This is a genomic window from Paraburkholderia sp. BL9I2N2 (assembly GCF_004339745.1).
Lineage (GTDB): Bacteria > Pseudomonadota > Gammaproteobacteria > Burkholderiales > Burkholderiaceae > Paraburkholderia.
Window position 1 is genome coordinate 587020 of sequence record NZ_SMGP01000004.1, and the last position, 24446, is coordinate 611465.

Sequence of the window (24446 nt, forward strand, 5' to 3'; positions counted from 1 at the left end):
GATGCGTCTAGGGAATGCAGTAAAATACGCCGGAATCCTAACCAATTTCGAGGTCGTCATGATGTTAGTGGCTCTTTTCAAGTCCGCACTTGCTACGACCGAGGGTGAATCGGTGTGGGGCAAGCTGCGACAGAAGGTCGTCGAGACGGCTGAAGCTCCGGCGCACGTGGCCGAAGGCTGGTATGAAAGTGCAGCGGAAGCGCTCGAAGCGCACGAACTCGCCGTGATGGAGGCGGAGAATGCGAAGCTTCAGGAGCAGATCGCGGCCGAGCAGACGAAGCTGGACGGCCGCACCAAGGCAGCGCGACAGCTGAAGGCGAAGCTTGATCCGACTGATGCCAATGCTGATGGGATCATTCATGAAGCTCATGCCGGGTTCGTTACGGGAACCGAGACTATTGAATCGCATATGTCCACGGCAGACGGCGGCGGTTCCATTGTTCCGGTGCAGCCGGCGCCTGAAGCGCAAGGAGTTCAATCGTGATGCTCACCGAACAAATGCATGAGCAAGTAATCTATGAGGCGACTCGCACCGCTTCCACGATTGCGATTAATCAAGGTCTAAACCCGGTCGAGGCTGCTGTGGCGGTTGTAACCGCAGCGCTTGCCGCGGCAGAAAAACTCGGTGCATCGTGAAAGCGCCGAAGTCCTACTTCGTTGAGCATGGATTGGGCGAACTCGGTCTGAGCGGAATGGTGTATGACTTTCCGCCCGAGGAAATGGCCCGCGTCTGTGACCGTCTGGACGCCAACCTCGCCGAGCTTGAGACGAAGGGCGCGCGTGTGCGCGGTTGGGTGTATGCGGACACGCCGGGAATCAACAATCCGGCCACGGTAGTCAACGTGCCGACCGGCCTTGTCAACCTGATCATCCTGTCTGCTGCGATTGTCGCGGCTCCGAGTATCGGCAAGAATCTGTCGAGCGTCACGGTGGCCGAGCTTAAGCTGGCGCGCGATAACCTGCTGTTCTTCGGCAAACGCATCCCACAGTACCAGCGACCGAGCAACATGCCAATGGGCAGCGGCGTGCAAGTATGGGCAGATGGAGTCCAGTTCTACCCGCAGCGGCCGCCGCGCGTTGACGCCGGGCCTGACTCGCACATGGAGCCGGATATGGAGTTGTGGTCCGGTGATAACGACATTACGGGGATGTGATCGTGCTGACTCAATCCGAACTTAAAGAGATCGTCCATTACGACCCCGATACAGGCGCGTTCACTTGGGTAAAGAGCAGCGGAAATCGTCGTGCTGGATCTCGTGCTGGTTCGATCAACGGTACGGCGGAAGGAAAGAAATACCGCCGTGTCTCGATCAACAAGACGCTGTATTTGGAACATCGCCTAGCAATCTTCTGGATGACTGGAGAGTGGCCAACTGAACAAGTTGACCACGAGAATCGCATTGAGTGGGATAACCGGTGGCTCAATATCAGACCTGCCATTCCCGAAGAAAACATGTGCAACAGACGCCTGTTCAGTAACAACAAATCGGGCATCAAGGGCGTCCATTGGAGCAAGCAGCAGAAGAAGTGGGCTGCACAGATCAATGTTCGCGGAAAACAACGGTTGCTTGGCCATTTCCGTGATTTGGATGCGGCCACGCAGTTTATCGGGGTAATTCGCGCCATGTTTCACGGCGAATTCGCTTGCCACGGAGGCTGACATGGCGACGATTGGCGACCTTCCGTTTGACGATACCCCGAACCTTTCGGACTCCGTACTGATCTACGTCACATCGGGCGGCGTGACGCAGCGCACGTCGATCAATCTGCTTCTGCAAGTCCTATCGCAGCTTCCAACGGTCCAGCCTGTCGCTGGTTCGGGCGAGTTGTGGATCGATAAAACCGCAGGAAACGTAATCAAAGTAGCCCTCTAGGAGGCGTTATGCCCGCCACAAAGAAGAATCCGCACTGGTCCGAGCTTCCTCCTGGGCCGCCGTCGTTCGTCGATCCGTTCGGTATCCGGCGCGATATCTCGGTCACGCTCTCGCAACTGGCGGCGACGAACAATGTCGTGCAGGCCAAAGCCGTGCGGGACTGGTTCACCGCAGTGGCGAATCAGGCTGATCTGATCGCAGGCGGTACGGGTTCGGCTGTCGCTGGGGGTGCACCGTGAACGTCACAGCAATCAGTTCGCTCAAGCGCTTTCACCTGGTAACGGGCGCATCGACAAACGTCAATTCGCTCGCTGCGGTGCCGACTGGTCTCGATGGCTTCTGCGCCTGGGCGTCGGTCACGTGCTATCTGAAGGTGTTCGACAAGGCCACTGCGCCGGTTCTCGGCACTGACGTTCCGGCGATGACGTTCCAGATCCCGGCCAACGTGCCGCAGCGCATTGATTGGGGCGTTGAAACGCTCGCGCTCAAGTACGGCTTGCAGATCGCCGTGACGCTCAATCCTGCCGACAACGACGCGACCGTGCTTGCCGCGGCGAACACGTCGGGCGTCGAAGTGTTCTATTCGCCTCAGTCTGGAGTCTGATCATGGCCAAGAAGCATCCCGGTTTCGCTGCTGAACAGTCGAAAATCGCCAGCAAGGAGGGCATTCCGATGAAGAACGCGGGTGCGATCCTCGCCAGTGCTGCGCGCAAGGCGTCGCCGGCGGCCAAGCGCTCCAATCCGGCGCTCAAGAAAGTCGCGAAGAAAGGAAAGTAAGTGGCCCAGGTTCCGCTCGCCAACGTCCAGCCGTTTCCGATTCCCTTGATGTCAGGCGGGACAGTGACGACTGACGAAGGCTCAATCCAGGGCGACTTCGCCATAAACCTGAAGCTGCGCCAGATATCGACGGACCAGAAGCCCGGCACGCCGACAGATCACGGCGGCCTGTCGCAATGGATAGCGTCGTCGGCAACGGGCGAATCTGACCGTGGCGGCATCGTCTGGAATGGCGTGATGTATCGCGTGCAGGGCGCATCGGTCTACTCGTACGATACGAGCGGCGCGCGGACGAAGCTCGGGACGGTGGCTAACGATGGTCTGAAGTGTCGTCTGGATTACGGCTTTGACAACCTGATCATCGTTTCCGACAATCTGCTCTACTACTACGCGCCGACCGGCTACAGCAATGTGACGGGCGCTGCGGTGGTGAGCGGTGGCACTGGCTACGCAGTCAATGACACGATCACGATTGGCCCGCTAGGCCAGCAGGCGACGCTGAAGGTGACGAGCGTTGCCAGTGGCGTGATCAACGGCATCAGTGTGCTTACCGCGCCGCAGGTGCTGACGAAGTTCATCCCGGCCAATCCGGTCCCGCAGGTGCTGTCGAGCGGCGGCGGAACAGGTGCGACGTTCAATCTCACGTGGACGTCGCTCGGCAACTTCATTCAGGTCGACATGAGCAAGTCGGCCGGCATCACGCCAATCGTTGACGCGACATTCATCGCTGGTTACGTGATGGTCACGGACGGCGTTGATGTGTGGTGCAGTTCGCTGACTAACCTGACGTTCTTTCCAGGCTACTTCGGCAGCGCGGAATACGATCCAGACGGGATCACCGCGCAATACAAGCTGAACAACCAGCTTTACGTGTTCGGCAAGAACACCACGCAGACGATGGCCAACACGGGCGGCAACAATTTCCCGTTCACGGTTCAGCAGTCGTACACCATCGATATTGGGTGTGTCTCGCGTCAGACGATGTGCTATTTCAATCAGACGCTCGCATGGATTGGCGGCGGCCGGAACATGCCGAATGGTGTGTGGACGCTGAACGGCAATGCGCCAGCGAAGATTAGTTCCGCCGCAGTCGATTACGAACTATCGAAGCTGACGGCCGATCAGGTCGCTGTGGTCACGCTTGAGGCGATCTCGTTTGAGGATTCCGAGCTTCTGTATGTACACCTGCCGACAAAAACGCTTGTATTCGATGCGACCGCGACTGTCGGCGTGGGACTGAAGTTCTGGACGCAACTGAACAGCGGCCCGGAAGATTCGAACTTCTACCGTGCGCGCAACTTCACGCGATTCGATGGCAAGTGGCTGTGCGGCGACCTGGCGGATAACCGCGTTGGGTATCTGGACGCGACGACAGGAGGTCATTACGGCCAACCGGTGCTTCACCGCGTGACTGGTCCGATGGCGCTCCTACCTCTCGCATCTGCCGGGTTGCGCTCGGTCGAACTGAAGTGCATCACCGGCCAGGCGGGTGACACGTCGCGCATTGCCATGCAGTACTCGTCGGATGGGATTCGCTGGTCGCAAGTACGCTTTGCCTCTGCGGCGCCGCGCGGCGGCTATGACCGGCGCATCCGGTGGCTGCCGGCTGGGCTCGCGCGCGACCGGATGCAGGTACGGATTGCGCACGTAACGACAGCCCATGTCACGTGGTTCGGCCTTCTGGTCGAGCTTGAGCCATTGGCGACCTGATCATGGCAAACATGACGCGCGTGCCACAAGGCCAGTTGACCGCAGCCCTCGGCGGCAACGCGGCGGTTGCTGACGCCATTGGAAACGTGGTCAACGGCAGCGCAATGAATGGGTATCAGCCGGTCGCGTCGAGCGGTAGCGCATCGGGCGTGTGGGCCTCGATCGGCACACTAATTTACGTGGAAATAACGCTGACTATTACGGCCAGCGGAAAGCCCACGGTAACACTTCCATTTACTCACCAGCCTTTAAGCGACCAGAGGGGAATCATTCCTGGCGCATCGGCCAACGGTGTCATGGTTTCAGGCGTAGTTGGCCCGGAATCGTCGGTATTGACATTGAGCCGTTACGACGGCGCGGCATTGGATGCAGGAACTTTCTATCTATCTGGCTGTTACGAATCTTCGGTGGGGTGAATCATGGTTGCAGCAGCAGTAGGCGCAGTCGCCGTGGCTGGCGTAGCCAGCTCGGCCATGGCAGCGAATCAGGCCGGCAAAGCGAATGCATCGCAACAGCAAGCCGCTCAGAGCCAGCTTCAACTGGCGCAGCAGCAGTACGACAATCAGCAGCAGCAGATTTCACCGTATCTGGCAGCAGGCCAGACGGGTCTTACCGATTACGGGGATTTGCTCGGGGCAAACGGCAACGATGCGCAGAACGCTGCGATCGGCGGCATCAAGAATGGCGCGCAGTATCAGGGATTGATGCAGACTGGAAACGAAAACATCTTAGCCAACGCATCGGCGACCGGTGGACTGCGCGGATCAAACACGAGCAACACGCTCGCCAACACGTCCATTGGCACTCTTAACGGTCTCATCACGCAGCGCCTCGCTGGTTACGGCCAGTTGATGACGAACGGTCAGAACGCTGTCAATGGGCTACAAGCCGCAAGCAAAGTCTATCAGCAGAACTCCGATCAGGCATGGCAGAACTCGGCGAATGCCTATTCGCAATACGATACGGCGCTTTCGAATTCCTTTAAGTCGGGCCTCGGTTCGATCACGCAGGGGATTAACGCGTTTGCTGGTGGAGGGTCCGTCTAATGTATGACTTCTCAGGCCTCGGTGCAGGCATCGACACTGAAATGGGTCAGAACGCACTGACCGGGCAGCAGATCGGCTACAACCTAGCGACGGCAAAGGATCGGATCGGCGCGACGAATGCGCAGAATCAGGCCGTTCAGTCGAATACTGGCCTCCAGATCAGCAACAATCAGCGCCAGCAGGCTTTCCAAATGGAATCGGCGGCTCTGTCGGGCAATCCGAACGCGACTTCGGCTGACTGGCAAGCGCTCGCGCAGAAGTACCCGGAATTCTCGGCGCAGGTGAATGCCAATACCAACCAGCAGCAGGTGAACTGGCAGAACATCCGGCAGCGCATGTCGTCAGATGCTGTTGCGACCGTCGCAGGAATGCAGGCGCGCTTGCAGGCGAGCGATGTGCCCGGTGCGCTCCAGTTGCTCGAAGCCCGCGCGGTGCGTCAGGAAGGCGCAGGCGATACAGCAGGCGCTGCGCAGACGCGTTCGTTTGAGCAGTTGATCAACCAGAACCCGGAAGGCGCCAAGCAGCTCGCGTCGCAGATTCTGAACGCCGGCAGCGCGAACACCGCTGGAGAACTGTATGCGAATCAGGCGAACCAAGCTGGCGCGGCAGTTGCGCAGAATACAGTCCCGGCAAAGGTCGCAGCGGCAAACGCTGGTGCTTCTCTGGCAGGAACGCAAGCCGCGTATGCCCCGCAGCAAGCCGCGACGGGAATCCAGGCTACTCAGGCAGGAATAGCGCAGACGCAGGCCAATACCGGGCTCATCAATCAGCAGATCACCGCGCCTCCTGCTGCGATCGCCGCCGCGCAGCCTGAATACACGGCAAGCCAGGGCAATCAGCAGTTGGCCGATCAATCTGGCGAACTCGCGCAAGCGTTCAGTTCGATCCAGAACGGCGGAACAAGCGGGCTGCTCGGCGCTACATGGGATCAGGCTGGACGTCGATGGACTGGCGACACGTCGAAGCTTCAGCAGTTGCGTCAGGAAGCATCGAGCCTCGTCACGCAGGCTGAAACCGCAAGCATGGTCAATGGCAACTTCACGGACGCGTCGACGGCGCGCGCGGTCCAGAACGTGCCGCAGATCACTGATAGCCCGCAGGCGTGGGCCTCGTACCTTCAGGCGCGGCAGAAGTTCCTCGCCTCGAAGGCTGCATGGTCGAACGCGCGTGGCGATTGGGCGCGCGGCAACAATGGATCGTTCGGGCCGGCGTACCGCGACATGACCGTGCAGATGCCTAACGGCCAGTCTGCGTTCGTCAAGCAGGGCGACAGCTTCACGCAGTTCAGCAAGAAGGCAGCGCCGAGCTATTACACGGCGCCGGGCGCTCAATCTTTTGATCCGACGCAATGAGCAATTCCACCTTTCCGCAATCGTACAAAGACCCGGTGTATGCGGCTGCCGATCAGGCTGCATCGGATGCGGCCGGTATTCCTCCTGGCCTGCTCACGAGCATTCGTGTTGCCGGCGAGAAGTCGAACGCCAATCAGGTGAGCAGCGCGGATGCTCAAACGCCGTACCAGGTGACGCCGGCCACGCGCGCGGCACTCATCAAGAAATATCAAATCGACCCGTACGCATCGCCTGAAGCGGCCGCACTCGGTGCCGCCTATCTGCTGAAAGAAGGCATTCAGCGCACAGGCAGCGCAGCCGGCGCGGTGACGCAGTACATCGGCGGCACAGATCCTGCAAATTGGGGCGGTCAGACGCGCGCGTACACGAATCGGGTGATGGCGCACTTCACGAAGTCAGGCGGTCAGGATACGCCGCAGCCTGATGCGCAACCGGCCCCCGCCGCGCCTTTGCCGAGCCCCGCATCTTATGGCCTCGATCCAAGCGTGGTGGGCACTGATACGGCGCCGCAGCAGCAACAGCCGACGCAGACTGTCGCACCGAGCGCGCCCGCTCTCGCTCCGGGTGCCGGTGTCAATGCGCAGATCGTGGCTGATTACAACTCAGGACGCCTGTCGCCGGCTGATATGGATGCGGTCGATCAGCGCGTGCAGTCCGGAAAGATCGCGGTCGATCCTTCGCAATTGCAGCGGCCGCAGTCGAACGCCACGCAGGATAGCGGCGCGCCGGCCAGCTTCGAAGCGGCCAAGGGTGCAGTGCCGCAGCCCAAGCCAATCGGCCCGCAGACAATCGCCGCGATGCAGAATGGCACACTCACGGCAGATCAGCAGGCGGTCGTCAAGCAGGGCTTGGCTGACGGCTCGTTAGTCATCCCGCAGAGTGCGCAGCAGCCTCCCGCTGATGGCGGCAATTGGGAAGGCTGGAATCCGTTTGGTGGCGCTCCGACCGGCCAAGGTGCAGCGCCCGCCGGCCCTAGCCAAGTCGTGCCTGCATCGCAAAGCGGTTCGACGCTGTCCGATGTGGCAGAAAAGGGCATCGGCGGCGTCGCGGGCAGTCTGCTCGATATTGCGGCGGCTGGTGGTCGCATGGTCGGCGCTAACGATTTCGCCAACGGTGCGGTCGCGGCGCGCAACCAGATCAATGAGAAGGTCGCGCGCGACACGAGCGGGAGCTTGGCAGGTAAGGTCGCGGGCGTTGTCGGCTCTGCGGCGCCATATGTCGCGGCCGGTGGCGCTTCGTTGCCTACCGCTGTAGCTGGCGGTGCTGTGGCTGGTGCTGTGCCTGCTGTGGCCGACAATAAATCGGCTGCCGAGATCGCGCGGGATGCGGCTGTCGGTGCGGGGGCAGGGGCAGTCGGTCTGGGCGTCGGTAAGGCGGTCGGCAAAGGCATCGCCGCGCTCGCCGAGAATCCGACCATCGCAAAGGGCATCGCCAAGGCGCAAAGCTGGTTTGGCAAAGCGCCGTCTGACGCAACCCAGGTATCTGCGGCTGGAAATGCAACGGACGCGCATGTTGCCGCGGATATTGCGCAGGCATCCGGCAACACGCCTGAGCAGTTGGCGACGAAGCTTGAACAGGCGCCGGCACCGCAGACGCCGGGCTACACACCGACCGCTGCCGAGTTGGCTAACGATGCGAACGTGACGACCGTGCAGAAGGCTGCCACGAACGCCAATCCATCGACGTTCGCCAATGCCAGCGCGGAGAATGACGCAGCGATCGCGCGTGAGCTTGGGCAGCAAGGCACGCCGGCCAACCCTGGCACTCCGGCCAATCCGCAGGCAGCAGAGCAGGCAGCCGAAGCCGCCGCGCAGCACAGCGATGCACTTGCCGCCAAGGGGCAGGCCGAAGTGCAGACGCTCGATCAGGGCATCGCTCAGAAACTCCAGGCGCCGCAATTTGAGGCGCCGGTCAAACTCGCGCAGCGCATGGCTCGCGACGAAGGTTCGACCGTGTTCGACGACTTGCAGAAGGCGCGACAGGCCGACGCTGGCAAGACGCTTGAGCAGGTTATAGGCACGCCCGAGCAGCTAGAATCGTTGAAAGCCGCTCGCAGCGCTCAGGCGTCGCAAGACCTTGAGCAGATATTCCAGAACGCCAAGCCAGCCAATCCGACGCCCGTTCTCAATACGATCGATAGCATTCTCGCGGGGCCGAGCGGCAAGCGGCCGGCCGTCGCTCAGTCGCTGAACAACTTGCGCGGCATCATCGACAACGATGGTGCCCCGATCACCGATGCTCAGACGCTGTATGACTCGGTACGCAAGGGCATCGACGATATGGTAGATCCCAAGATGGCGACAGCGAACCCGGCCGGAGTGCAGGCGTCGCGCGAACTGCTGCGCGTCAAGGAAGTGCTCGACAAGCAACTCGAAAAGTCCGCGCCCGGGTTCCAGAACTACCTGGACAATTTCAAGCAGGCATCCGCGCCTATCGATGCCATGCAGTCGGTTCAGAGTCGCCTGTATAGCGCCGTCGATCCGGTGAGCGGTGAAGTCGATCCGGGCAAGCTGGTCAATGCCATCAATAGCGTGAAGACTGAGCAGATGAAGCCTGGCGCGCGCGCGGCAAACAAGGTGCCTCAAGACACGATCGACGCCCTGACCGAACTCGCACGCCACCTGCAAAACAAGAACGATCTGACGGGCTTGCCGGCGCAGGGGCAGGAATACATCCGGCGCGCTCTGGCATCGAGCGAGAAGCATGCGGCCGCGCAGTCGGAGTTCCAGAAGGTGCTGGACGCTCAGTCGCCGGCGTACAAGGAACTGCACGGCTCGCATGCGCAGACCGTCGCCACGATCGAATCGCAGCGCACGAGTCAGACGGCGCTCGCGCAGGCCCAGGAGGCCATCCAGAACGCTGACTCGCCGGCCGGTCTGCGAAGCATTGAGAAGATGCTGCCCGACATGGAGGCGGCTGACCGCGCGAAGGCCATCGCATTGCGTCAGCAACGTGCGCGTGACCTGGCGATGAGCGAGGTTCAGGAGCGCAATCTCAACAGCGCCGGCAAGACTGAGTTCAACCGCAATCAGTTCCGATCGACGGCCGACAAATACACGCCGTTCATGTCCGCAAACGATGCTAAACAGTTCGCCAATGTCTCCGACGACCTGTTGCGGCAGACGGCCAGCTACGCCAAAACCGGCAAGATCGCAGGCAGCGACACTGCGCAGAACCAGAGCGCGGCTAAGCGTTTCGGCAGCAATCTCGGCTCGGCGCTGAAGGATTCAGCAGTGCAGGGGCTGATTACCGGCGGCGTCGGCTCAGCGTTCGGCCCGGTTGGCGCAATCGGCGGCATGGCGGCCGGCGCATTGACTGGCGCACTCACGCGCACGGTCACGCAGAAAGTTTCAGCGATTACGACGGAAAATGCGGCAAAACTGCTGTCGAACGGTAAACTTCTGGCATCCGCGCTGCGCAATTATCAGTCGCTCGCCGCGCGCCGTCTGTTTGTCGAGCAACTTGCTGCGAAAGCGGGGTTCGTGGCAGGCGCAGCAACCGCCAATCAGTTCAACAGTCGTCGTTAGGAGTCCGTATGTCGCGGCCAGTCTTTGCAGTCGAGCGGTTCCAGGACGTGTATGCGGAGCTCCTGCCGCTGCTGCACGAGCATTACGACGAGATCAGCATCCATAAGCAGATGGGCTATGACCTGAAGCCTAATGTCGCGCTCTATCAGGCGATGCAGGATGCGGATCAACTCTCAATGATGATTGGCCGCCTCGATGGCCGGATCGTTGCCTACTTCGTCGTGTTCGTTCGCCCGAGCATCCATTACGGCGATTGCCTGGAAGGGATTGGGGACATTTTCTTCGTCGAGCAGACCCGGCGCGGCGCGATGTTCGGCAATGCCCTGTTTGATGCGACCGAGAAGGAACTGAAACGCCGCGGCGTGAAGTGTTTCATGGCTGGCGAAAAGCTGGCTTTCTCTGCCGCGCCACTGTTTGAGCGTCGCAAATTCGAACCCATCGAAAGGAAGTGGGCACTATGGCTCTGACCAAAGAAGAACGCCTCGGGAAAGTGTGGGATCGCGCCACGTCGCGCTTCGATCGCGCTTATGGCCCGCAGCAGCAAATCCGGCTCGCCTCGCTGGAGGACCGGCGCTTTGCATTCGTAGACGGTGCCCAATGGGAAGGCGGCCTCGGCGCGCAGTTCAATAACCGGCCGCGCTTCGTCGTCAACAAGACGCAGAAAGCCGTGCGGCGCATTGTGTCCGAATATCGCGCCAATGCGATGACGGTCAATTTCCGGTCGAGCGATGACGGCAGCCGCCAGGACGATCTGGACGCACTGCGCATCGTCTACCGGTCGGACGAACAATACAGCGGCGCGCAGGACGTCTACGTGTCGGCATTCGAAGAAGCTGTGGCGGGCGGCGTCGGCGCATGGCGTCTGACGAACGACTATGATCACCGCGCAGAAGTCGATCTGGACGACGACACGCCGCAGCGCATCCTGTTCGAGCCGATCAACGACGCCGATATCAGTGTTTTCTTTGACCCGGACAGCCGCAAGCTCGATAAGTCGGACGCCAAGTGGTGCGTTGTGCTCAACCCGATTAGTTGGGACACCTACACGGACGAATATCTGAGCAGCGCCGAAGTCAAGATCGAAGAACGGCCGTCGAGCTTCAAAATGGTTCGCTCTCTCAAGCAGTTCGACTGGTTCACGAACGATGCCGTCTACATTGGCGAGTATTACGAGGTCGAGCAGAAGGTCGAACAATATTCGGTGTGGCTTGAGCCGAACTCGAAGCTTGAGCAGAAGGTGTACGCCGGTCTGGATGCCGAGTCGCGCGAGGATGCCGCGGAGCAGGAGGCACACTGGAAGTCGATCGGCTACGCGAAGGTTCGCACCGGCAAGCGCAACCGTAAGCGCGTGCGCAAATACTTCCTCGATGGCTCGGGCGTTCTGAAAGACTGCGGCTATATCGCTGGCAGCGAGATTCCCATTGTCGTCGTATTCGGCATCCGCCAGATCATCGACGGCATCGAGCGGTTTCAAGGTGCCGTTCGGCTCGCCAAGGATTCGCAGCGTCTGTACAACATGCAGATCAGCACGTTGGCCGATATCACGGCATTCACGCCGCGCGAGAAGCCGATTTTCACGCCCGAGCAGATGGCTGGACATGAACTGACATGGGCCGGTGATCTGGTGGCGAACAATCCGTACCTGCTGATCAACCCGATTACGGGCGCTGACGGCTCGTCTACCGTTTCCGGCCCGGTCGGGCAGATCAAGCAGCCTGACGTTCCTCCAGCGCTCGCCGGTCTTGTGCAGATCACCGCAGCCGACATGCTAGACGTTACTGGCGGCGATCTCGCAGCCGATCAGGTGAACTCGAATACGTCGGATGCTCTGGTGAGCCGCGTACAGGCCCATCAGGACATGCAGGTCTATATCTTCATCGACAACATGGCGCGCGCGCTGGAGCGCTGCGGCAAGGTCTACATGTCGATGGCGGCCGACGTCTACGTTGAGGAAAACCGGCCGTTTGCAGCTATTGGTGAGGACAACACCTCGGAGACGACGAAGATCAATGTCCCGTCGCTGAACGCCGATGGCGAGCCGATCATCACGCGCGCGTTCACGCCGGGGCTCGATGTGTTCGTTGACGTGGGGCCTGCGTTCAACAGCCGCAAGGATTCGACGGTCAATACGCTCATCAAATTGCTGCCGGCCGTAGTCGATCCGCAGATGGCGCAGCTCGTCATGAACACGCTCATTCAGAATCTCGACGGTGAGGGAATGCAGGATCTCTCCGCTTACTCGCGCAAACAGCTTGTGCAGGCTGGCGTGGTCAAGCCAACCGACGAGGAGGCGCAGGAATTGGAAGAGGCCCAGCAGGAGGCCGCAAACGCACCGCCAGACGCCGCCACGGTCGCGCTGCTGGCTCAGGCGCGCGAGTCCGACGCCAACGCAAGCAAGAGCCAGGCATCCGCCGTGCAGTCTCTTTCGACCGCCGAACTCAACCAGGCGAAAGCTGCGCAGGCAGTGTCCACCACGAACGCCTCGCAACTTGCGACGATCATACAGATGCTGCAAGGCATGCAAGGCAACGTGCAGAACACCGCCGAGCAGATCAGCGCGAGCCAGCCGCAGCATCCGCTCGATGGCAAGGTGAATGCAGCCATTGCGAGCGGCAACGCGGCGCCGTCGCCGGGTATCAATCCGCTTCACGGCGTGCAGCAGGTTCAGCCCGATCCGACCGCGCAGCAACTGACGTCGGGAAACGGCGCGCCTCCGCCGCAAGCGCCGATTCATGCATCTAACCGGCCGGCGGTCGGCAAATGAGTGATGTATCGCTTCCTGATTGGGCTGAATGTCTGCTGACGCAAGGGCCGCGCTACACCATTTTTCATGGTGGTCGCGGCTCTGGCAAGTCGATGGCGTGCGCGACTGCTCTAGTTATCCGCGCCGCTTCGGAGCCGCTTCGCATCCTGTGTTTCCGTGAAATTCAGGAGTCGATCGACGAATCGGTTAAGGCCATCATTGAGCAGCGCATCAAGGATTGCGGGCTCAGTTCGTTCTTCAATATCACGAAGCGCGATATCACTGGCGCGAACGGCTCGAAGTTCATCTTCCGCGGATTGAGCGACCAGACTGCCGACTCGATCAAATCCCTCAACGATATTGATATCGCTTGGGGCGAAGAAGCGCAGGCACTCTCAAAAGAATCGCTGCAACTTTTCCTGCCGACGATCCGGAAAATCACGTCTGAGATCTGGTTCAGTATGAACCCGGAGTTGGACACGGATTATGTCTACACCGCGTTTATCCAGAAGCGCCCAGCCGATGCCCGAATTGTCGAGGTAAATTGGGACCGCAACCCGTTCTGGAATGCGGCAATGGAAGCAGAGCGGCTGCGGTCGAAGGCAGACGATCCGGAAGATTACGACCATATTTGGGAGGGCATCCCGAAGTCGGCGCTTTCCGGCGCCATCTACCGGCGCGAAATGCATATGCTGACGACGGAAAATCGCATCCGGCCACTCGTAGCCGATCCGACTCTCGGACTTCATGCAATCTTTGACCTTGGGATTAACGACATGATGGCCGTTACGGTCGCACAGGCCGATATCAGTGGCGCGCGACTCGTCGGCTATCATGAGGACAAAAATTACGGCATCGACCATTATTGCGAGTGGCTCAAAGACACAGGCCGGAAAGATGCCACGATCTGGCTGCCGCACGACGGCAACGCCCGGTCCGTGCAGACTGGATTAACGACAAAGAGAATTGTTGAGAACCTTGGCTGGCAGGTCGAGATTGTCCCGCAGATCGGCGTTGAGCCAGGTATCAAGAGGACCAGAGACATGCTGAAAAACGCATTCATCTCTGATGCTCCCGACTGTGCCGTCATGCTGGAACACATGCGTCGTTACACGCGCGCAAAGTCAGGCCACCCGAAGCATGATGAGCATTCCAATTGTGCCGACAGCGTTCGCTATACCGCCGTCGCTATGGATCAGTTCAAGAACGTGTCAGAGAGGAAGCGCCACCAGAAGCAAATGGCGGCGCAGGTTCGGGTTATTCCGACGCAGAACCATTGGGGCAGTGTAAATCGATAACCATGCTGATGCGATCGATGGATGATTCGTTGCGTACCTCGTGCTCAAGGTTGTTCGCAAACCAGAACAATCGACCGGTCAGCATCTGCATTGCCTCGTCCTTGCTGCCGTCGCTTTCCTCGCCGCAGTAGATCACCGCGCCCGGCTGGCCCTGCAGAACCAGGTGAAAGCGGCGCCAGTAGCGCACGTGCTCGGGCGTGTCGGCATGGCGGAAGATGCGGCCGCCGGGCTTGATGCGATTGATCATCACACGACCGATGCGCGTGGCGCGCGTGAACTGCGCGAGGTCGAACACGAAGCCATGCGCCTGCGGGAGTTGATCCCATGCTGGCCAGCATATCGATTCGTGCTGGTCGTAGCCGGGAAGCAGGTTCTGCTTGTAAAGCTCGATCTGCTCATCCGTCAGGCCGGTGGCGATCTCGGGAAAGCGCAGCATGATCGTGTCGGTATCGCCAAAGGGCCCTTGCGGATACTTGCGCAGAAACGTATCGGCGTCCCACCGGGAAGGCTCCATCGCAACAGCCAGGGCGAGCGCGGCGACATCCATACCGTCTTTGATAACACGGAAATTTCGCATATCAGACCAAGCTGCAAAGAAAGGCGATTCCGCACAGGATCGCAATAATCACGCTGTATCCCGCGATTGTTCGCAGGACTTCCATACCGTTTCGGCGGATATCAGCCACGAGTCGCACCGGCGATGTGATGACCTGGGCGGCGGCGTCGATCGCCGAATCCCGCGTCAGATACAGGATGCGGGCGAGCGCCATTGCTATGAACACGGCGAACGTAATCTGTGGCGGCATTGTGATCGCGCACAGGACGAGTAAAAATGCTGCGATAACCATCTTTTTCTCCTTTTCGACTCAAACATGATATGTGCACTACTGACCAATGACAACATTTGTCAAGTATACTTTTCGCACTTAAACGAATCCACCTAAGGGGTGAGAACATGGACCAGACAGACGAACTGCAAACCGAAGTCGAAAATCAGACTGCCGCACCGGCCGCCGTCCTTTTTGACGATGCCGACGAGTTGGAAGCAGGCGGGGAAGGTGAGGGGAATCAGGAGCCGGCAGGCGAGGTCGAGACGCCGGAAGGCGAAGAAGGCCAGCAGCCGCGCGAAAGCCGCACCTTTCAGGAAATCCGCAAGAATTTGAATGGCGCCTTGAAAGACAAGCGCCGCATGGAGCGCGAACTCGAAGATTTGCGCGCCAAACTGCCGAAGCCGGAGCCGACACTCGGCGCCAAGCCGACGCTCGACCAGTACGACTACGACGAAACGCGGTTCTCGGAGGCGTACGACAAGTGGATGGAGCAGAAGGCTGCGATGGACGCCGCCGACCGCCAGAAGCTCGACGACCAGCGCAAACAGCAAGACGAAATCGAGAACTTCAAGAAGTCGTACAAGGCGCGTTCAGAAGCGCTCGGCGTTGCCGACTTCCAGGAATCAGAAGCCGAAGTCGGCGCGATGCTTAACCAGACGCAGAGCGGCTTGCTCATGCGCGGCGCCGACGATCCGGCCGCGCTTGTCTATGCGCTGTCGAAGTCGCCTGCGCGCCTGATCGACCTGTCGAGGATCACTGATCCGGTCAAGTTTACCGTTGCTGTAGCAAAATTGGAGATGAATTTGACCACCCGCAAAACCCCGCGCCCGGCGCCCGAGCCGCGCATTTCGTCCGAACGCAGTGCAACCGGCCATAGCGCTTCCGGCTCGCAACTTGAAAAGCTCCGCGATGAAGCGGCGCGCACTGGCGACTATTCGCGGGTCGTCGCTTACAAGAAACAGATGGGCGCGAAATAGTGCGCCTATTGCTTAGCACTACTTGATTAACATAACCGAAAGTAGTAGTCTTAGCGCAATTGTTGGTCGGATCGCATAAGAGACATTCCTTGCGCGATCCGACAACTAGCTTCACGTATCTCAGCACCATCGACGCCTGAGCGTCAGTCCTGGCTGGATGCGAAATCTGTGGCCTTTGAGGCCATTCATTTTTCGTCTCTTATTTAGGATTGCTCGCTATGTCAAACCCGCCCTCAGCACCTTTTCTCTCGACCGCAAACTCCTTCAGCAAGGAGGAGCGCGTCGCCTTTGAACGCCTGCTGGAAGGCTTCCATGATCAACTGGTCATGTCGAAAGCCGTCACCGTGTTCCAGAACGATCAGACCATGATGGCCCGCGCCGGCGATATCATTCGCCGCCCGATGCCGTACATCGCCCGTTCGTTCTCGGGCCTCGATCAGACCGCCAACTTCGTCGGCAAAACGCAGCTCACGATTCCGGCCGCGATCGATACGATCCGCTCGTCGCCGTGGACGATGGACGCGACCGAACTGCGCGATGCGTTGCAGGAAAACCGTTTGGGCGATGCTGCAAAGCAGAAGATCGCATCGGACATCAACCTCGCGGTGGTGAACGCTGTTTCGACGCTCGGCTCGCTGGTGGTGAAGCGCACTGTTGCGGCGACCGGCTTCGACGATCTGGCGCAGGCCGATTCGCTGATGAACGAGTCGGGCATCGACTACGACGAACGCTATGCCGTGTTCGGCTCGCGTGACTACAACGCAATGGCTGGCAATCTGGCAAGCCGCGCGTATGTGGTGGAAGGTCAGAAGGCCGCCGACGCATACGAAATGGCGACCGTTGGCCGCCGTGTGGCGGGCTTCGAGCGCGTGCTGAAGGCTGACTATCAGGCTCGTCTCGCTGCTGCGGCTGGCGTGACGGTCACGGTCAACGGCGCGAACCAGTACACGGTTCCGAAGGCGCTGGCAGCGAGCCCGACCGGCCCGCTTCAGTCGAACGTGGACAACCGGATTCAGGCGCTGGCGATCACCGTCACGTCCGGTACGGTCAAGGTCGGCGACGCCTTCACGATAGCTGGCGTCAACAACGTCCATCCGATCACGAAGGTCGATACCGGCCAGCTCAAGACGTTCCGCGTCGTCAGCATCGTTTCGGGTGCAGGCGGTACGGGCACGATCCAGATTGCCCCGGCGATCATCAGCGGAACCGGCGGCACGGATGCGGAACTGGCTTACCAGAACTGTACCGCCGCTCCGGCATCGGGCGCGGCCATCACGTGGCTGAACACGGTTACGACCGGCGTGAACTGCTTCTGGAAGAAAGAAGCGGTCGAAATCCTGCCGGGTCGTCTGGCTGTGCCTTCGGATCAGGGTCTCGCAGTGATGCGCGGCACGACCGAGCAAGGCATCGAGATCGTGATGACCAAGCAGGCGCACATCGAGACGTACAAATCGCTGTACCGGGTAGATGCGTTCTATGGGACTTCGGTGACGAACCCTGAGATGTGCGGCATCATTTTGTTCAACCAAACCTGATCAGATGTGTTTCCAGGTCCTGCGTTTCATGATGTCGTAAACAGTCATGTAATGCACACCGTAATGGGCTGCGAGCGTCTTCATGCTGTCTGCGGACGCTCGCATGTCCAACACATCCTTCTCGGTCAGCGAGGTGTTCGAATGAGCGCTCCCAGCCTTCGCGTTGCAGCGATTGCGCAGCACCTTGTCTGCACAATTGTCTTTCTGTGTTCCAAGCTCAAGATGCTCGGGGTTGACGCATGCCGGGTCATCGCATTTGTGACGCACAACGTAGCCGCTAGGTATTTCTCCTTTGTGCATGATGTACGAAGCACGATAAGCGGTCATACGTTCTTTTCTGAACCAAAAACTGCAAGAGCGGAATTTACTGCTCTGCGCGTTCCATACCCAACATCCGCGGTCATTTACCGCGTATTTGGTCGCGAATCTTTTCTCGGCCGGCATTTCAGGCCTTGGATCCAACGCGGGATCCTTTCCCGACCAATGCCGGAGGTAATGCTTTCGGCAAAACCCAAGGGCTTGATGCCTTCCTTCGCATCCATCAATCGAACATTTGCGCATGATAGTTGGCAGTCCGTATTTGTTATACGGAATTGTATCACCACTCCGAAGATGGGGGTGACGTAATGGCGACTACCAGCGAGGCGCGTGCGCTTCCATTTTTCACGGACCTCTACGGCTCGCCGTTGGAGTCCGGTTCCATCTACATCGGCCAGGGCGGTCTTGATCCTGTCGCCTATCCGGCTGTTGTCACTTCCGACGTTGCCGGTTCTGTCGTTCTTCAGCAGCCGATTCGTACCGTGCACGGCCATGCAACGGCGGCCGGTGCGCTCGTGCATATGTTTTGCGCGATTCCCTATTCCATCACGATTCTCGATTCTGCTGGACGTGTCGTTTATGCATCATTGAACGAGACTGACCCGATCGCGTTGGCCATCGGATCATCGAGCGTGCAAAGCGCCGCTGATCTTGCCGAACTCCGATCGCGCTCCAGGTCATCGACGAATCAGGTATGGGTGACTGGTTTCGGCATGTACGTCTATGTGCCGACCGATACCACGAGCCCGGAATCAGTTCCTACGATTGTCGTTGGTAATGACGGTGCACGGTATCACCTGGACGCGTTTTATGTAGAGGCAAAGACTGTTCATGTGTCGGGGACCACAAGCGCCAACGTACCCGGAACATGGCTGACATGGAATGACTTCGGCACAAGTGAATCCGTCATTACCAATAATCAAGGTAGCGGCGCTGGTGGCTTGATTCTTCGCAATGTGAATGCAGGGAATACGGTCGAAACTGGCCGCGTCACGATTACGTCGTCAGGTGGAATTTCAGCGCAATCCGATATCGCAACGTCGCACAACGTTATCGCAGGTGGTGGAATCGTTGCGCTTACCTCGGATGGTTCAAAAGCTATTCAGTGGGATGGAGCGAACTATAACTTTGCCGGTGCGCAACTCAATATCAACGGGTCGCAGGCAGCCAACGACGGCAACCTGCAAGCCAAGATGTCGCCGCGCATGGCGACGATATTCCAGACCAAGACTGTCGGTGGCCTGACGCTGACGACTGGATCTGCGCCGGGCGATCCCGGTACATGGTCTGCGATCGTTACCGGCGTCGGCTCGACGGGCGTCTCCATGTGGGTGAGAACAGCATGACATACGACAGCATTGCCAATCCGGTCTGGTTTGACGCCGCGCACACGATGATCTCCGTCGATATCGTTTTTCATGATCTAGGAACTACGCCGGTGAAATTCAACGCTTCGCCTGAAGACGTCATGGACTACGGCCGCGAAATCTACGCGGACCTCGTAGCGGGGAAATACGGACCAATCGCGGAACACACGGCATGACAACAATCAATGACCTCTCGGTTGCATCGTCGGTAAGTGCTGACGACAAGTTGCCAATCTGGCAGAACGCAAACGGGGTAACGCGTGCGTTACCGATCTCCGTGCTTGACGGTCGCTATCTAACGCAGGACGATATTGCTGAGCTTGCCGCCGATGCCAAGGTCGAGAAATTCATTTCTAGCGTGCTGCCGAACCCGACGGAGCTTCCTACATTTGTCGCCGGCACAACCTCTTCGCTTACTCTCGCCAATCAGTACTACTCAATAGACAACATTCAGGCGATATTTGACGGCACGTATCAGGGGCTGGATGGAGGGTCATTGGTTGGGTATGGGCTGAATTTCCCGGACGCCATCCCGATTGGCACGCAGATGGTCTATATCCGCGGCGGCGCTGCTCGAGTCATCGGCGCGCCGTCTGACGGGACCGTGACGACGCCAAAACTGGCTGACGGCGCTGTAACCATGAGCAAATATGCGGATGGATCGATTGTTGATTCAAAAGTTGCCGCCAATACTGCACTTGCCAATCGACTGGCGGAATACAACGTCAAAGATCCGCAGTTCGGCGCGCTCGGTGACGGCGTAACAGACGACACTGCGGCAATCAATAAGGCGCTAGCCTTTATGACGCAGCATGGCGGGACACTTTATTTCCCGCAAGGCAAATATCTTGTGAGTGGGTCGGGTCTGGTGCTTGATCAAAGCCTGATTACTGACAATCTGCTCACACATTCATCGATCGTCGGATCGGGGATGGGAGCGAGCGAGATTTACTACACCGGCACTGGCTCTGCGCTCACCTATAAAGGCGCACCTCCTCCGTATGCAAATTCGTATTGCTCAATCAAAAATCTGCGTTTTCTTGGAGTTAGTCAGACGGTTGGAACCGGGTTGTCGCTTCAGGATGCATCTCTTCTCACGATGAGAGATATCGTGGTGCAGGTCTTTGGAACTGGCATTAATGGATCCGATATTTTACAAAGTATCTTTGATAACTGCGCCATTGGTGCGTGTGGCAATGGTGCGCTTTTCTCCTATAGCAATTTTACGCAACCCAATGCAATTACGTTCCTTAATTGCCAGTTTATTGACAATCTAAATTTCGGCGTAAATCTGGCTGATCCGGTTACCTGTATATTTATCGGAGGATCAGTGCAAGAAAATGGCATTGGCGGGAGCGCAAGCGATCGCTATGGCGTTGGAGTATTCACGAGCATCAGCGGTGCTGGATTGGCAGGTGCGCAATCTGCAACATTCGTCGGAACCTATTTTGAAGGTAACGCTGGTAACGCCGATATATGGTTCACTGGCGGAAATGGTACAGATGGATCAACTGGAATTCTGGTGAAGGGCTGCACCTTCAACCGGATCGACGCGACAAATTATGTCACCAATAACATTCGTGCAGATATTGGTACTCCGAACAAGGTTCAAATAACAGCCATTGGCAATGGATTTAATGGTTTTGGCGCTTATGTAGCCGATTCATCCCGGAAGTACATTCAGGTAAACCCATCTGGCGCGGCTGTATATGACGTTACCGATTTCGGGAATATGTATGGCTCGAATGTAGAGAAGCCCGTTTTCATCGGGCCAAGCAAGACTGGAAAAGCAATGGCGTCTGCATGGGTCACGTTCGACGGAACTGCCTCATCGCCAACGCCTATCAGCAAATATAACGTTGGCTCGATTACAAAGATCGGGACCGGCGATTACAGCATCACGTTTGAAAAGCAGGGACCGAATACGAACTACCCGGTGACGATCAACGTAAACGGGGCATGTTTTCCAGTGATTTACTCACCTGGCCAGGCAAATGTCCGGATTCAGACTCTCAATCCATCTCAGGCGCTAACAGACTTCGCTCTCGTGTCAGTGACTTGCTACGGGAATAACGACGTTACCTGAATATTCATACGGGGAATGGTAGATAACGGGGATTCCATGGACCAATACAAAGAAGCGGCCATTGCGGCAGCCAAAGCATCGCCTGCATGGCTCGGGGTCTACATCACCCATGCAGCGGAAAACATCACCGTGTCTGGTGTTGCCGCGCTTGCTGCGACGGTCTACAGCATCGTCCAGACCTATATCTCGATCCAGCGTTACCGGAGGGAAAAGTGAACCCAGCCAATGAAGCCCAACTGATCGCGGAGTTGCGGCGCGATGAAGGCGTTCGGTACGTGCCATATCGCGACACAAAGGACATTCCGACTGTCGGAGTAGGTCACAACCTTCAGGCGTCACCGCTGCCCGCTGGCTGGACTTATCCGCTCACGGACGATCAGGTCAATCAGCTTCTGGCGAGCGATCTGGCGAACGTCTTTTCTGATCTCAACCGCGATCTGCCGTGGTGGACCGATCTGAACGATGTGCGCCAACGCGTGATCGCCAACCTCATGTTCAATCTCGGATCAAACAAGCTGCTTGGCTTCAAGAACACGCTTGCCGCGATGCGCCAGGGGCGCTATGACGACGCGGCGGCCGGGATGCTCAATTCCGCGTGGGCATCGCAAGTCGGTGCACGTGCGCAACGTCTCGCGCAGATGATGCGCACAGGAGTTTGAAATGGGACTGCTCGACATTACTGGCATCGGCTCTGTTCTGGATTTCGGTTCGAAGATCATCGATCGGGTTTGGCCAGATCCGACTCAAGCCGCAGCGGCCAAGTTGGAATTGTTCAAGGCCCAGCAGGCCGGCGAGTTCAAGGAAATGGACCAGGCCTTTGAGATTGCAAAGGCACAGATCGGCGTCAACCAGACTGAAGCAGGCAACAACAGCACTTTTGTTGCCGGCTGGCGCCCCTTCATTGGCTGGGTATGCGGCTTCGCGCTTGCTTATCAGTATCTCTTGCGTCCGCTTGTGAGCTGGGGCGTTCTCGCGGCCGGTCATCAGCTTCCGTCAATGCCGGGGCTTGATGACAACCTGTGGCAACTCATGATGGGGATGCTTGGCATGGGTGGTTTGCGGTCTTACGAGAAGATTAAGGGAGTGGCTTCGAAATGAATCCGATCCTGCGCTATCTTCTGAACCTGCTGATTCTGCTCGACCAGGCTGGCAACACGCTTGCTGGCGGATCGCCGAATGAAACCATCAGCGAGCGCGCGGCGAAGGCCCGCAACGAAGGCAAGGAATGGGGCTGCGTGCTTTGCAAGGTGCTGAACTGGATCAACCCAGGCCACTGCGATAACGCTTTGACATCGACCATCGGCGATGACGCCGTGATCAAGGACTGAAATGAAACGACTTCTCACACTGTTGGTGCTGACGTTCTCGGCCGCAGCGTCATTCGGCGCGACGCTCAATCCGATCCAGTTGCTGAACCCGGCAGGATCGACTGCCGGGCAGGCGATCGTATCGACCGGCCCGACGACAGCTCCGGTATGGTCGCCAGTCACTGCAACGGCTCTTGCGGCACAAGCAGCAAATACCGTCGTGGCGAATGTCACGGCGGCCAGCGCATCACCTACGGCCGTCGCGCTGCCGAGTTGCAGTACGGCGAACAGCGCTCTCAAGTACACGACTTCGACCGGATTTTCCTGCGGCACTACATATGCATTGACGACTGGCACACTCGCGCAGTTCGCCGCCACCACTTCGGCACAGTTGGCTGGTGTGATTTCTGATGAAACTGGCAGTGGTGCACTGGTATTCGGCACCAGCGCGACCATCGGGACGGCGACACTCAACACGCCGACGATCTCGGGCGGAACAATCAACAATGCGCCGATCAGCGGTAGCACTGGCTCATTCACAACTCTCGCAGCAAGTAGCACTGTCAGTGGGGCCGGGTTCAGTACATACCTTGCTAGCCCGCCTGCGATCGGTACAACGACTGCCGCTGCTGCTAAGTTCACGACGCTTCAGGCGACTAGCGCAATCACGCCATCAAGCACGGCGGGCATCGTTGGCACCACGACGAACGACAGCGCTAACGCGGGTAGCTTTGGCGAATACGTCACGAACACGACAAGCGGCACGTCACTGACGAACGCGACAGCGGCGAATTGCACGAGCGTCAGCCTGACTGCCGGAGATTGGGATGTGAGCGGATCGATTCGCTACATACCGGCCGCCAGCACGGTGACCTCGAACCTTCAGAGCGGCATCACTTCAACTTCGGCCACTCTCGCGGGCCTCGGCACGCAGAACACGTTGCAAGTCTCCTACCTAACCGGCGTGGCATTTCAGGAGCAGTCAACGCCAGTCGTTCGCATGTCCCTGGCATCGACTACGACCGTCTATCTTGCCGGCATCGCCGGCTTCACAACGAGCACCATGACCTGTAACGGCTTCATTCGCGCCCGGCGGGTGCGATAAAGCCAAAGCGCTTCATTTCACTGATCGGCATCGGAGCATGGCACGGCGTCTCGCTCCGATGCTTTTTCGATGCCGCGTTTTCCGCATGAATCCTGGGATGATCCTGGGTAAGCCGCTCAATCTCAGCATCCAGGTCGATTTCGTTGCGCTTTGCTCTTGGCATGTGATACCCCGGTTCGAATATTGGATATATCTATCAGACGAATATAGCGGTGGTGCGCAGTCTACAACAAGATTGGGTGAGGGCTGTTCAAAGCCCTGAGCAAGGGGTTTCCCGTTTCTAATATTTCCTGCCGACTCCCGTTAAATGCCCGCGAATTCGAGATACCCGCCTCGTAAAAATATTAGAAACGATTTCCCGCAAAGCCTTGTCCAGCAACGTCCTGACATATATTCGCCGTGCTGATGGGCAGCGAAGACTTCGCCTTCATGCTGCAGAAGCGGCCGGGCACGTTCCTGCGCATCGGCAACGGCGCGGGCGAGGACGGCTGCATGGTGCACAACCCGCACTACGACTTCAACGACCGCAATTTGCCGGTCGGCGCGGCGTTCTGGACGCGGCTGGTGGAGCGCTATCTCGGCCAGTGATCCGGT

29 protein-coding genes and 1 pseudogene are annotated in these 24446 nt (G+C 58.6%); 27 read left to right on the plus strand and 3 right to left on the minus strand.

The genetic code is table 11. The features are described from left to right. The first annotated feature begins 1 nt into the window (after window position 1). The 16 genes from B0G74_RS39040 to B0G74_RS39105 are packed head-to-tail and all read left to right on the plus strand — an operon-like array spanning window position 2 to window position 14327. Entirely contained in the window at window positions 2-484 is a 483-nt protein-coding gene (locus B0G74_RS39040; RefSeq protein WP_132382314.1) for a hypothetical protein, read from the plus strand. After that, window positions 481-636, plus strand: a complete 156-nt coding sequence (locus tag B0G74_RS46055; protein ID WP_165924019.1) for a hypothetical protein — start codon at window positions 481-483, stop codon at window positions 634-636. The genes B0G74_RS39040 and B0G74_RS46055 overlap by 4 nt, the downstream gene beginning before the upstream one ends. Continuing rightward, complete coding sequence (locus B0G74_RS39045) at window positions 633-1154, plus strand: hypothetical protein (protein WP_132382316.1); 522 nt, start codon at window positions 633-635, stop codon at window positions 1152-1154. Before B0G74_RS46055 ends, B0G74_RS39045 begins: the two co-directional genes overlap by 4 nt. A 2-nt stretch (window positions 1155-1156) precedes the next feature. Continuing rightward, entirely contained in the window at window positions 1157-1660 is a 504-nt protein-coding gene (locus B0G74_RS39050; RefSeq protein WP_132382318.1) for an HNH endonuclease, read from the plus strand. A 1-nt stretch (window position 1661) separates the two neighbouring features. Beyond that, window positions 1662-1874: a hypothetical protein gene (locus B0G74_RS39055; RefSeq protein WP_132382320.1), complete on the plus strand. Its 213-nt coding sequence runs from the start codon at window positions 1662-1664 to the stop codon at window positions 1872-1874. 8 nt (window positions 1875-1882) lie between these two features. Next, window positions 1883-2113, plus strand: a complete 231-nt coding sequence (locus B0G74_RS39060) for a hypothetical protein (RefSeq protein ID WP_132382322.1) — start codon at window positions 1883-1885, stop codon at window positions 2111-2113. Then, window positions 2110-2478, plus strand: coding sequence for a hypothetical protein (locus B0G74_RS39065; protein ID WP_132382324.1), 369 nt, complete (start codon window positions 2110-2112; stop codon window positions 2476-2478). Before B0G74_RS39060 ends, B0G74_RS39065 begins: the two co-directional genes overlap by 4 nt. 2 nt (window positions 2479-2480) lie before the next feature. Continuing rightward, window positions 2481-2651, plus strand: a complete 171-nt coding sequence (locus B0G74_RS46060) for a hypothetical protein (RefSeq protein WP_165924020.1) — start codon at window positions 2481-2483, stop codon at window positions 2649-2651. Then, window positions 2652-4361, plus strand: a complete 1710-nt coding sequence (locus B0G74_RS39070) for a packaged DNA stabilization protein (protein ID WP_132382326.1) — start codon at window positions 2652-2654, stop codon at window positions 4359-4361. 2 nt (window positions 4362-4363) lie between these two features. Next, a complete protein-coding gene (locus B0G74_RS39075; protein ID WP_132382328.1) occupies window positions 4364-4777 on the plus strand; it encodes a hypothetical protein in 414 nt (137 codons plus the stop codon). A 3-nt stretch (window positions 4778-4780) separates the two neighbouring features. Further along, window positions 4781-5407 (plus strand): hypothetical protein, encoded by a 627-nt coding sequence (locus tag B0G74_RS39080; protein ID WP_132382330.1) that lies wholly within the window; start codon window positions 4781-4783, stop codon window positions 5405-5407. Beyond that, the gene (locus B0G74_RS39085) at window positions 5407-6759 is read left to right on the plus strand and encodes a hypothetical protein (RefSeq protein WP_132382332.1); all 1353 of its coding nucleotides are present in this window, start codon (window positions 5407-5409) and stop codon (window positions 6757-6759) included. The genes B0G74_RS39080 and B0G74_RS39085 overlap by 1 nt, the downstream gene beginning before the upstream one ends. Continuing rightward, entirely contained in the window at window positions 6756-10286 is a 3531-nt protein-coding gene (locus tag B0G74_RS39090) for a hypothetical protein (protein WP_132382334.1), read from the plus strand. The genes B0G74_RS39085 and B0G74_RS39090 overlap by 4 nt, the downstream gene beginning before the upstream one ends. A gap of 8 nt (window positions 10287-10294) precedes the next feature. Continuing rightward, window positions 10295-10753: a GNAT family N-acetyltransferase gene (locus B0G74_RS39095; RefSeq protein WP_132382336.1), complete on the plus strand. Its 459-nt coding sequence runs from the start codon at window positions 10295-10297 to the stop codon at window positions 10751-10753. Beyond that, on the plus strand, window positions 10744-13050 hold the full coding sequence (locus tag B0G74_RS39100) for a portal protein (RefSeq protein ID WP_132382338.1): 2307 nt from the start codon (window positions 10744-10746) through the stop codon (window positions 13048-13050). Before B0G74_RS39095 ends, B0G74_RS39100 begins: the two co-directional genes overlap by 10 nt. Beyond that, window positions 13047-14327 (plus strand): PBSX family phage terminase large subunit, encoded by a 1281-nt coding sequence (locus tag B0G74_RS39105; protein WP_132382340.1) that lies wholly within the window; start codon window positions 13047-13049, stop codon window positions 14325-14327. The genes B0G74_RS39100 and B0G74_RS39105 overlap by 4 nt, the downstream gene beginning before the upstream one ends. Here B0G74_RS39105 and B0G74_RS39110 read toward each other — a convergent pair. Next, window positions 14287-14874 carry an aspartyl/asparaginyl beta-hydroxylase domain-containing protein gene (locus B0G74_RS39110; RefSeq protein ID WP_243658528.1) on the minus strand — a complete coding sequence of 196 codons (588 nt, stop codon included), beginning with the start codon at window positions 14872-14874 and terminating at the stop codon, window positions 14287-14289. The genes B0G74_RS39105 and B0G74_RS39110 overlap by 41 nt on opposite strands. A 31-nt stretch (window positions 14875-14905) precedes the next feature. Further along, window positions 14906-15175 (minus strand): hypothetical protein, encoded by a 270-nt coding sequence (locus B0G74_RS39115; protein WP_132382342.1) that lies wholly within the window; start codon window positions 15173-15175, stop codon window positions 14906-14908. A 107-nt stretch (window positions 15176-15282) separates the two neighbouring features. Between B0G74_RS39115 and B0G74_RS39120 the strand changes: the two genes are divergently transcribed. Together B0G74_RS39120 and B0G74_RS39125 are read left to right on the plus strand one after the other, a co-directional pair. Continuing rightward, a complete protein-coding gene (locus B0G74_RS39120; protein ID WP_132382344.1) occupies window positions 15283-16134 on the plus strand; it encodes a hypothetical protein in 852 nt (283 codons plus the stop codon). A gap of 218 nt (window positions 16135-16352) precedes the next feature. Then, on the plus strand, window positions 16353-17669 hold the full coding sequence (locus B0G74_RS39125; protein ID WP_132382346.1) for a P22 phage major capsid protein family protein: 1317 nt from the start codon (window positions 16353-16355) through the stop codon (window positions 17667-17669). Here B0G74_RS39125 and B0G74_RS46065 read toward each other — a convergent pair whose 3' ends face one another. Beyond that, window positions 17670-17996, minus strand: a complete 327-nt coding sequence (locus B0G74_RS46065; RefSeq protein WP_165924021.1) for an HNH endonuclease signature motif containing protein — start codon at window positions 17994-17996, stop codon at window positions 17670-17672. 299 nt (window positions 17997-18295) lie between these two features. Here B0G74_RS46065 and B0G74_RS39135 point away from each other — a divergent pair, with 299 nt between their 5' ends. The 9 genes and pseudogenes from B0G74_RS39135 to B0G74_RS39175 form a co-directional block, all read left to right on the plus strand. Further along, window positions 18296-19333 carry a hypothetical protein gene (locus B0G74_RS39135; protein ID WP_132382351.1) on the plus strand — a complete coding sequence of 346 codons (1038 nt, stop codon included), beginning with the start codon at window positions 18296-18298 and terminating at the stop codon, window positions 19331-19333. Continuing rightward, window positions 19330-19530 (plus strand): hypothetical protein, encoded by a 201-nt coding sequence (locus B0G74_RS39140; protein WP_132382353.1) that lies wholly within the window; start codon window positions 19330-19332, stop codon window positions 19528-19530. Before B0G74_RS39135 ends, B0G74_RS39140 begins: the two co-directional genes overlap by 4 nt. Further along, complete coding sequence (locus B0G74_RS39145) at window positions 19527-21440, plus strand: glycosyl hydrolase family 28-related protein (protein ID WP_207915785.1); 1914 nt, start codon at window positions 19527-19529, stop codon at window positions 21438-21440. The genes B0G74_RS39140 and B0G74_RS39145 overlap by 4 nt, the downstream gene beginning before the upstream one ends. Window positions 21441-21476: 36 nt before the next feature. Continuing rightward, entirely contained in the window at window positions 21477-21656 is a 180-nt protein-coding gene (locus B0G74_RS39150; protein ID WP_132382355.1) for a hypothetical protein, read from the plus strand. Beyond that, window positions 21653-22099 carry a glycoside hydrolase family protein gene (locus B0G74_RS39155; RefSeq protein ID WP_132382357.1) on the plus strand — a complete coding sequence of 149 codons (447 nt, stop codon included), beginning with the start codon at window positions 21653-21655 and terminating at the stop codon, window positions 22097-22099. The genes B0G74_RS39150 and B0G74_RS39155 overlap by 4 nt, the downstream gene beginning before the upstream one ends. A gap of 1 nt (window position 22100) precedes the next feature. Then, the gene (locus B0G74_RS39160; RefSeq protein ID WP_132382359.1) at window positions 22101-22538 is read left to right on the plus strand and encodes a holin family protein; all 438 of its coding nucleotides are present in this window, start codon (window positions 22101-22103) and stop codon (window positions 22536-22538) included. Continuing rightward, window positions 22535-22768, plus strand: a complete 234-nt coding sequence (locus B0G74_RS39165) for a hypothetical protein (RefSeq protein ID WP_132382361.1) — start codon at window positions 22535-22537, stop codon at window positions 22766-22768. Before B0G74_RS39160 ends, B0G74_RS39165 begins: the two co-directional genes overlap by 4 nt. Before the next feature lies 1 nt (window position 22769). Continuing rightward, window positions 22770-23852, plus strand: a complete 1083-nt coding sequence (locus B0G74_RS39170; RefSeq protein ID WP_132382363.1) for a hypothetical protein — start codon at window positions 22770-22772, stop codon at window positions 23850-23852. A 399-nt stretch (window positions 23853-24251) separates the two neighbouring features. Next, window positions 24252-24440 (plus strand): annotated as a pseudogene (locus tag B0G74_RS39175) (M20/M25/M40 family metallo-hydrolase); the annotation flags it as partial. Between the last annotated feature and the right edge of the window lie 6 nt (window positions 24441-24446).

Coding starts and splice junctions, on each gene's coding strand:
- B0G74_RS39040 (WP_132382314.1), top strand. CDS start 2: ATGCGTCTAGGGAATGCAGTAAAATACGCCGGAATCCTAACCAATTTC.
- B0G74_RS39055 (WP_132382320.1), top strand. CDS start 1,662: ATGGCGACGATTGGCGACCTTCCGTTTGACGATACCCCGAACCTTTCG.
- B0G74_RS39060 (WP_132382322.1), top strand. CDS start 1,883: ATGCCCGCCACAAAGAAGAATCCGCACTGGTCCGAGCTTCCTCCTGGG.
- B0G74_RS46060 (WP_165924020.1), top strand. CDS start 2,481: ATGGCCAAGAAGCATCCCGGTTTCGCTGCTGAACAGTCGAAAATCGCC.
- B0G74_RS39075 (WP_132382328.1), top strand. CDS start 4,364: ATGGCAAACATGACGCGCGTGCCACAAGGCCAGTTGACCGCAGCCCTC.
- B0G74_RS39080 (WP_132382330.1), top strand. CDS start 4,781: ATGGTTGCAGCAGCAGTAGGCGCAGTCGCCGTGGCTGGCGTAGCCAGC.
- B0G74_RS39085 (WP_132382332.1), top strand. CDS start 5,407: ATGTATGACTTCTCAGGCCTCGGTGCAGGCATCGACACTGAAATGGGT.
- B0G74_RS39090 (WP_132382334.1), top strand. CDS start 6,756: ATGAGCAATTCCACCTTTCCGCAATCGTACAAAGACCCGGTGTATGCG.
- B0G74_RS39095 (WP_132382336.1), top strand. CDS start 10,295: ATGTCGCGGCCAGTCTTTGCAGTCGAGCGGTTCCAGGACGTGTATGCG.
- B0G74_RS39100 (WP_132382338.1), top strand. CDS start 10,744: ATGGCTCTGACCAAAGAAGAACGCCTCGGGAAAGTGTGGGATCGCGCC.
- B0G74_RS39105 (WP_132382340.1), top strand. CDS start 13,047: ATGAGTGATGTATCGCTTCCTGATTGGGCTGAATGTCTGCTGACGCAA.
- B0G74_RS39110 (WP_243658528.1), bottom strand. CDS start 14,874: ATGGATGTCGCCGCGCTCGCCCTGGCTGTTGCGATGGAGCCTTCCCGG.
- B0G74_RS39115 (WP_132382342.1), bottom strand. CDS start 15,175: ATGGTTATCGCAGCATTTTTACTCGTCCTGTGCGCGATCACAATGCCG.
- B0G74_RS39120 (WP_132382344.1), top strand. CDS start 15,283: ATGGACCAGACAGACGAACTGCAAACCGAAGTCGAAAATCAGACTGCC.
- B0G74_RS39125 (WP_132382346.1), top strand. CDS start 16,353: ATGTCAAACCCGCCCTCAGCACCTTTTCTCTCGACCGCAAACTCCTTC.
- B0G74_RS46065 (WP_165924021.1), bottom strand. CDS start 17,996: ATGACCGCTTATCGTGCTTCGTACATCATGCACAAAGGAGAAATACCT.
- B0G74_RS39135 (WP_132382351.1), top strand. CDS start 18,296: ATGGCGACTACCAGCGAGGCGCGTGCGCTTCCATTTTTCACGGACCTC.
- B0G74_RS39140 (WP_132382353.1), top strand. CDS start 19,330: ATGACATACGACAGCATTGCCAATCCGGTCTGGTTTGACGCCGCGCAC.
- B0G74_RS39145 (WP_207915785.1), top strand. CDS start 19,527: ATGACAACAATCAATGACCTCTCGGTTGCATCGTCGGTAAGTGCTGAC.
- B0G74_RS39150 (WP_132382355.1), top strand. CDS start 21,477: ATGGACCAATACAAAGAAGCGGCCATTGCGGCAGCCAAAGCATCGCCT.
- B0G74_RS39160 (WP_132382359.1), top strand. CDS start 22,101: ATGGGACTGCTCGACATTACTGGCATCGGCTCTGTTCTGGATTTCGGT.
- B0G74_RS39165 (WP_132382361.1), top strand. CDS start 22,535: ATGAATCCGATCCTGCGCTATCTTCTGAACCTGCTGATTCTGCTCGAC.
- B0G74_RS39170 (WP_132382363.1), top strand. CDS start 22,770: ATGAAACGACTTCTCACACTGTTGGTGCTGACGTTCTCGGCCGCAGCG.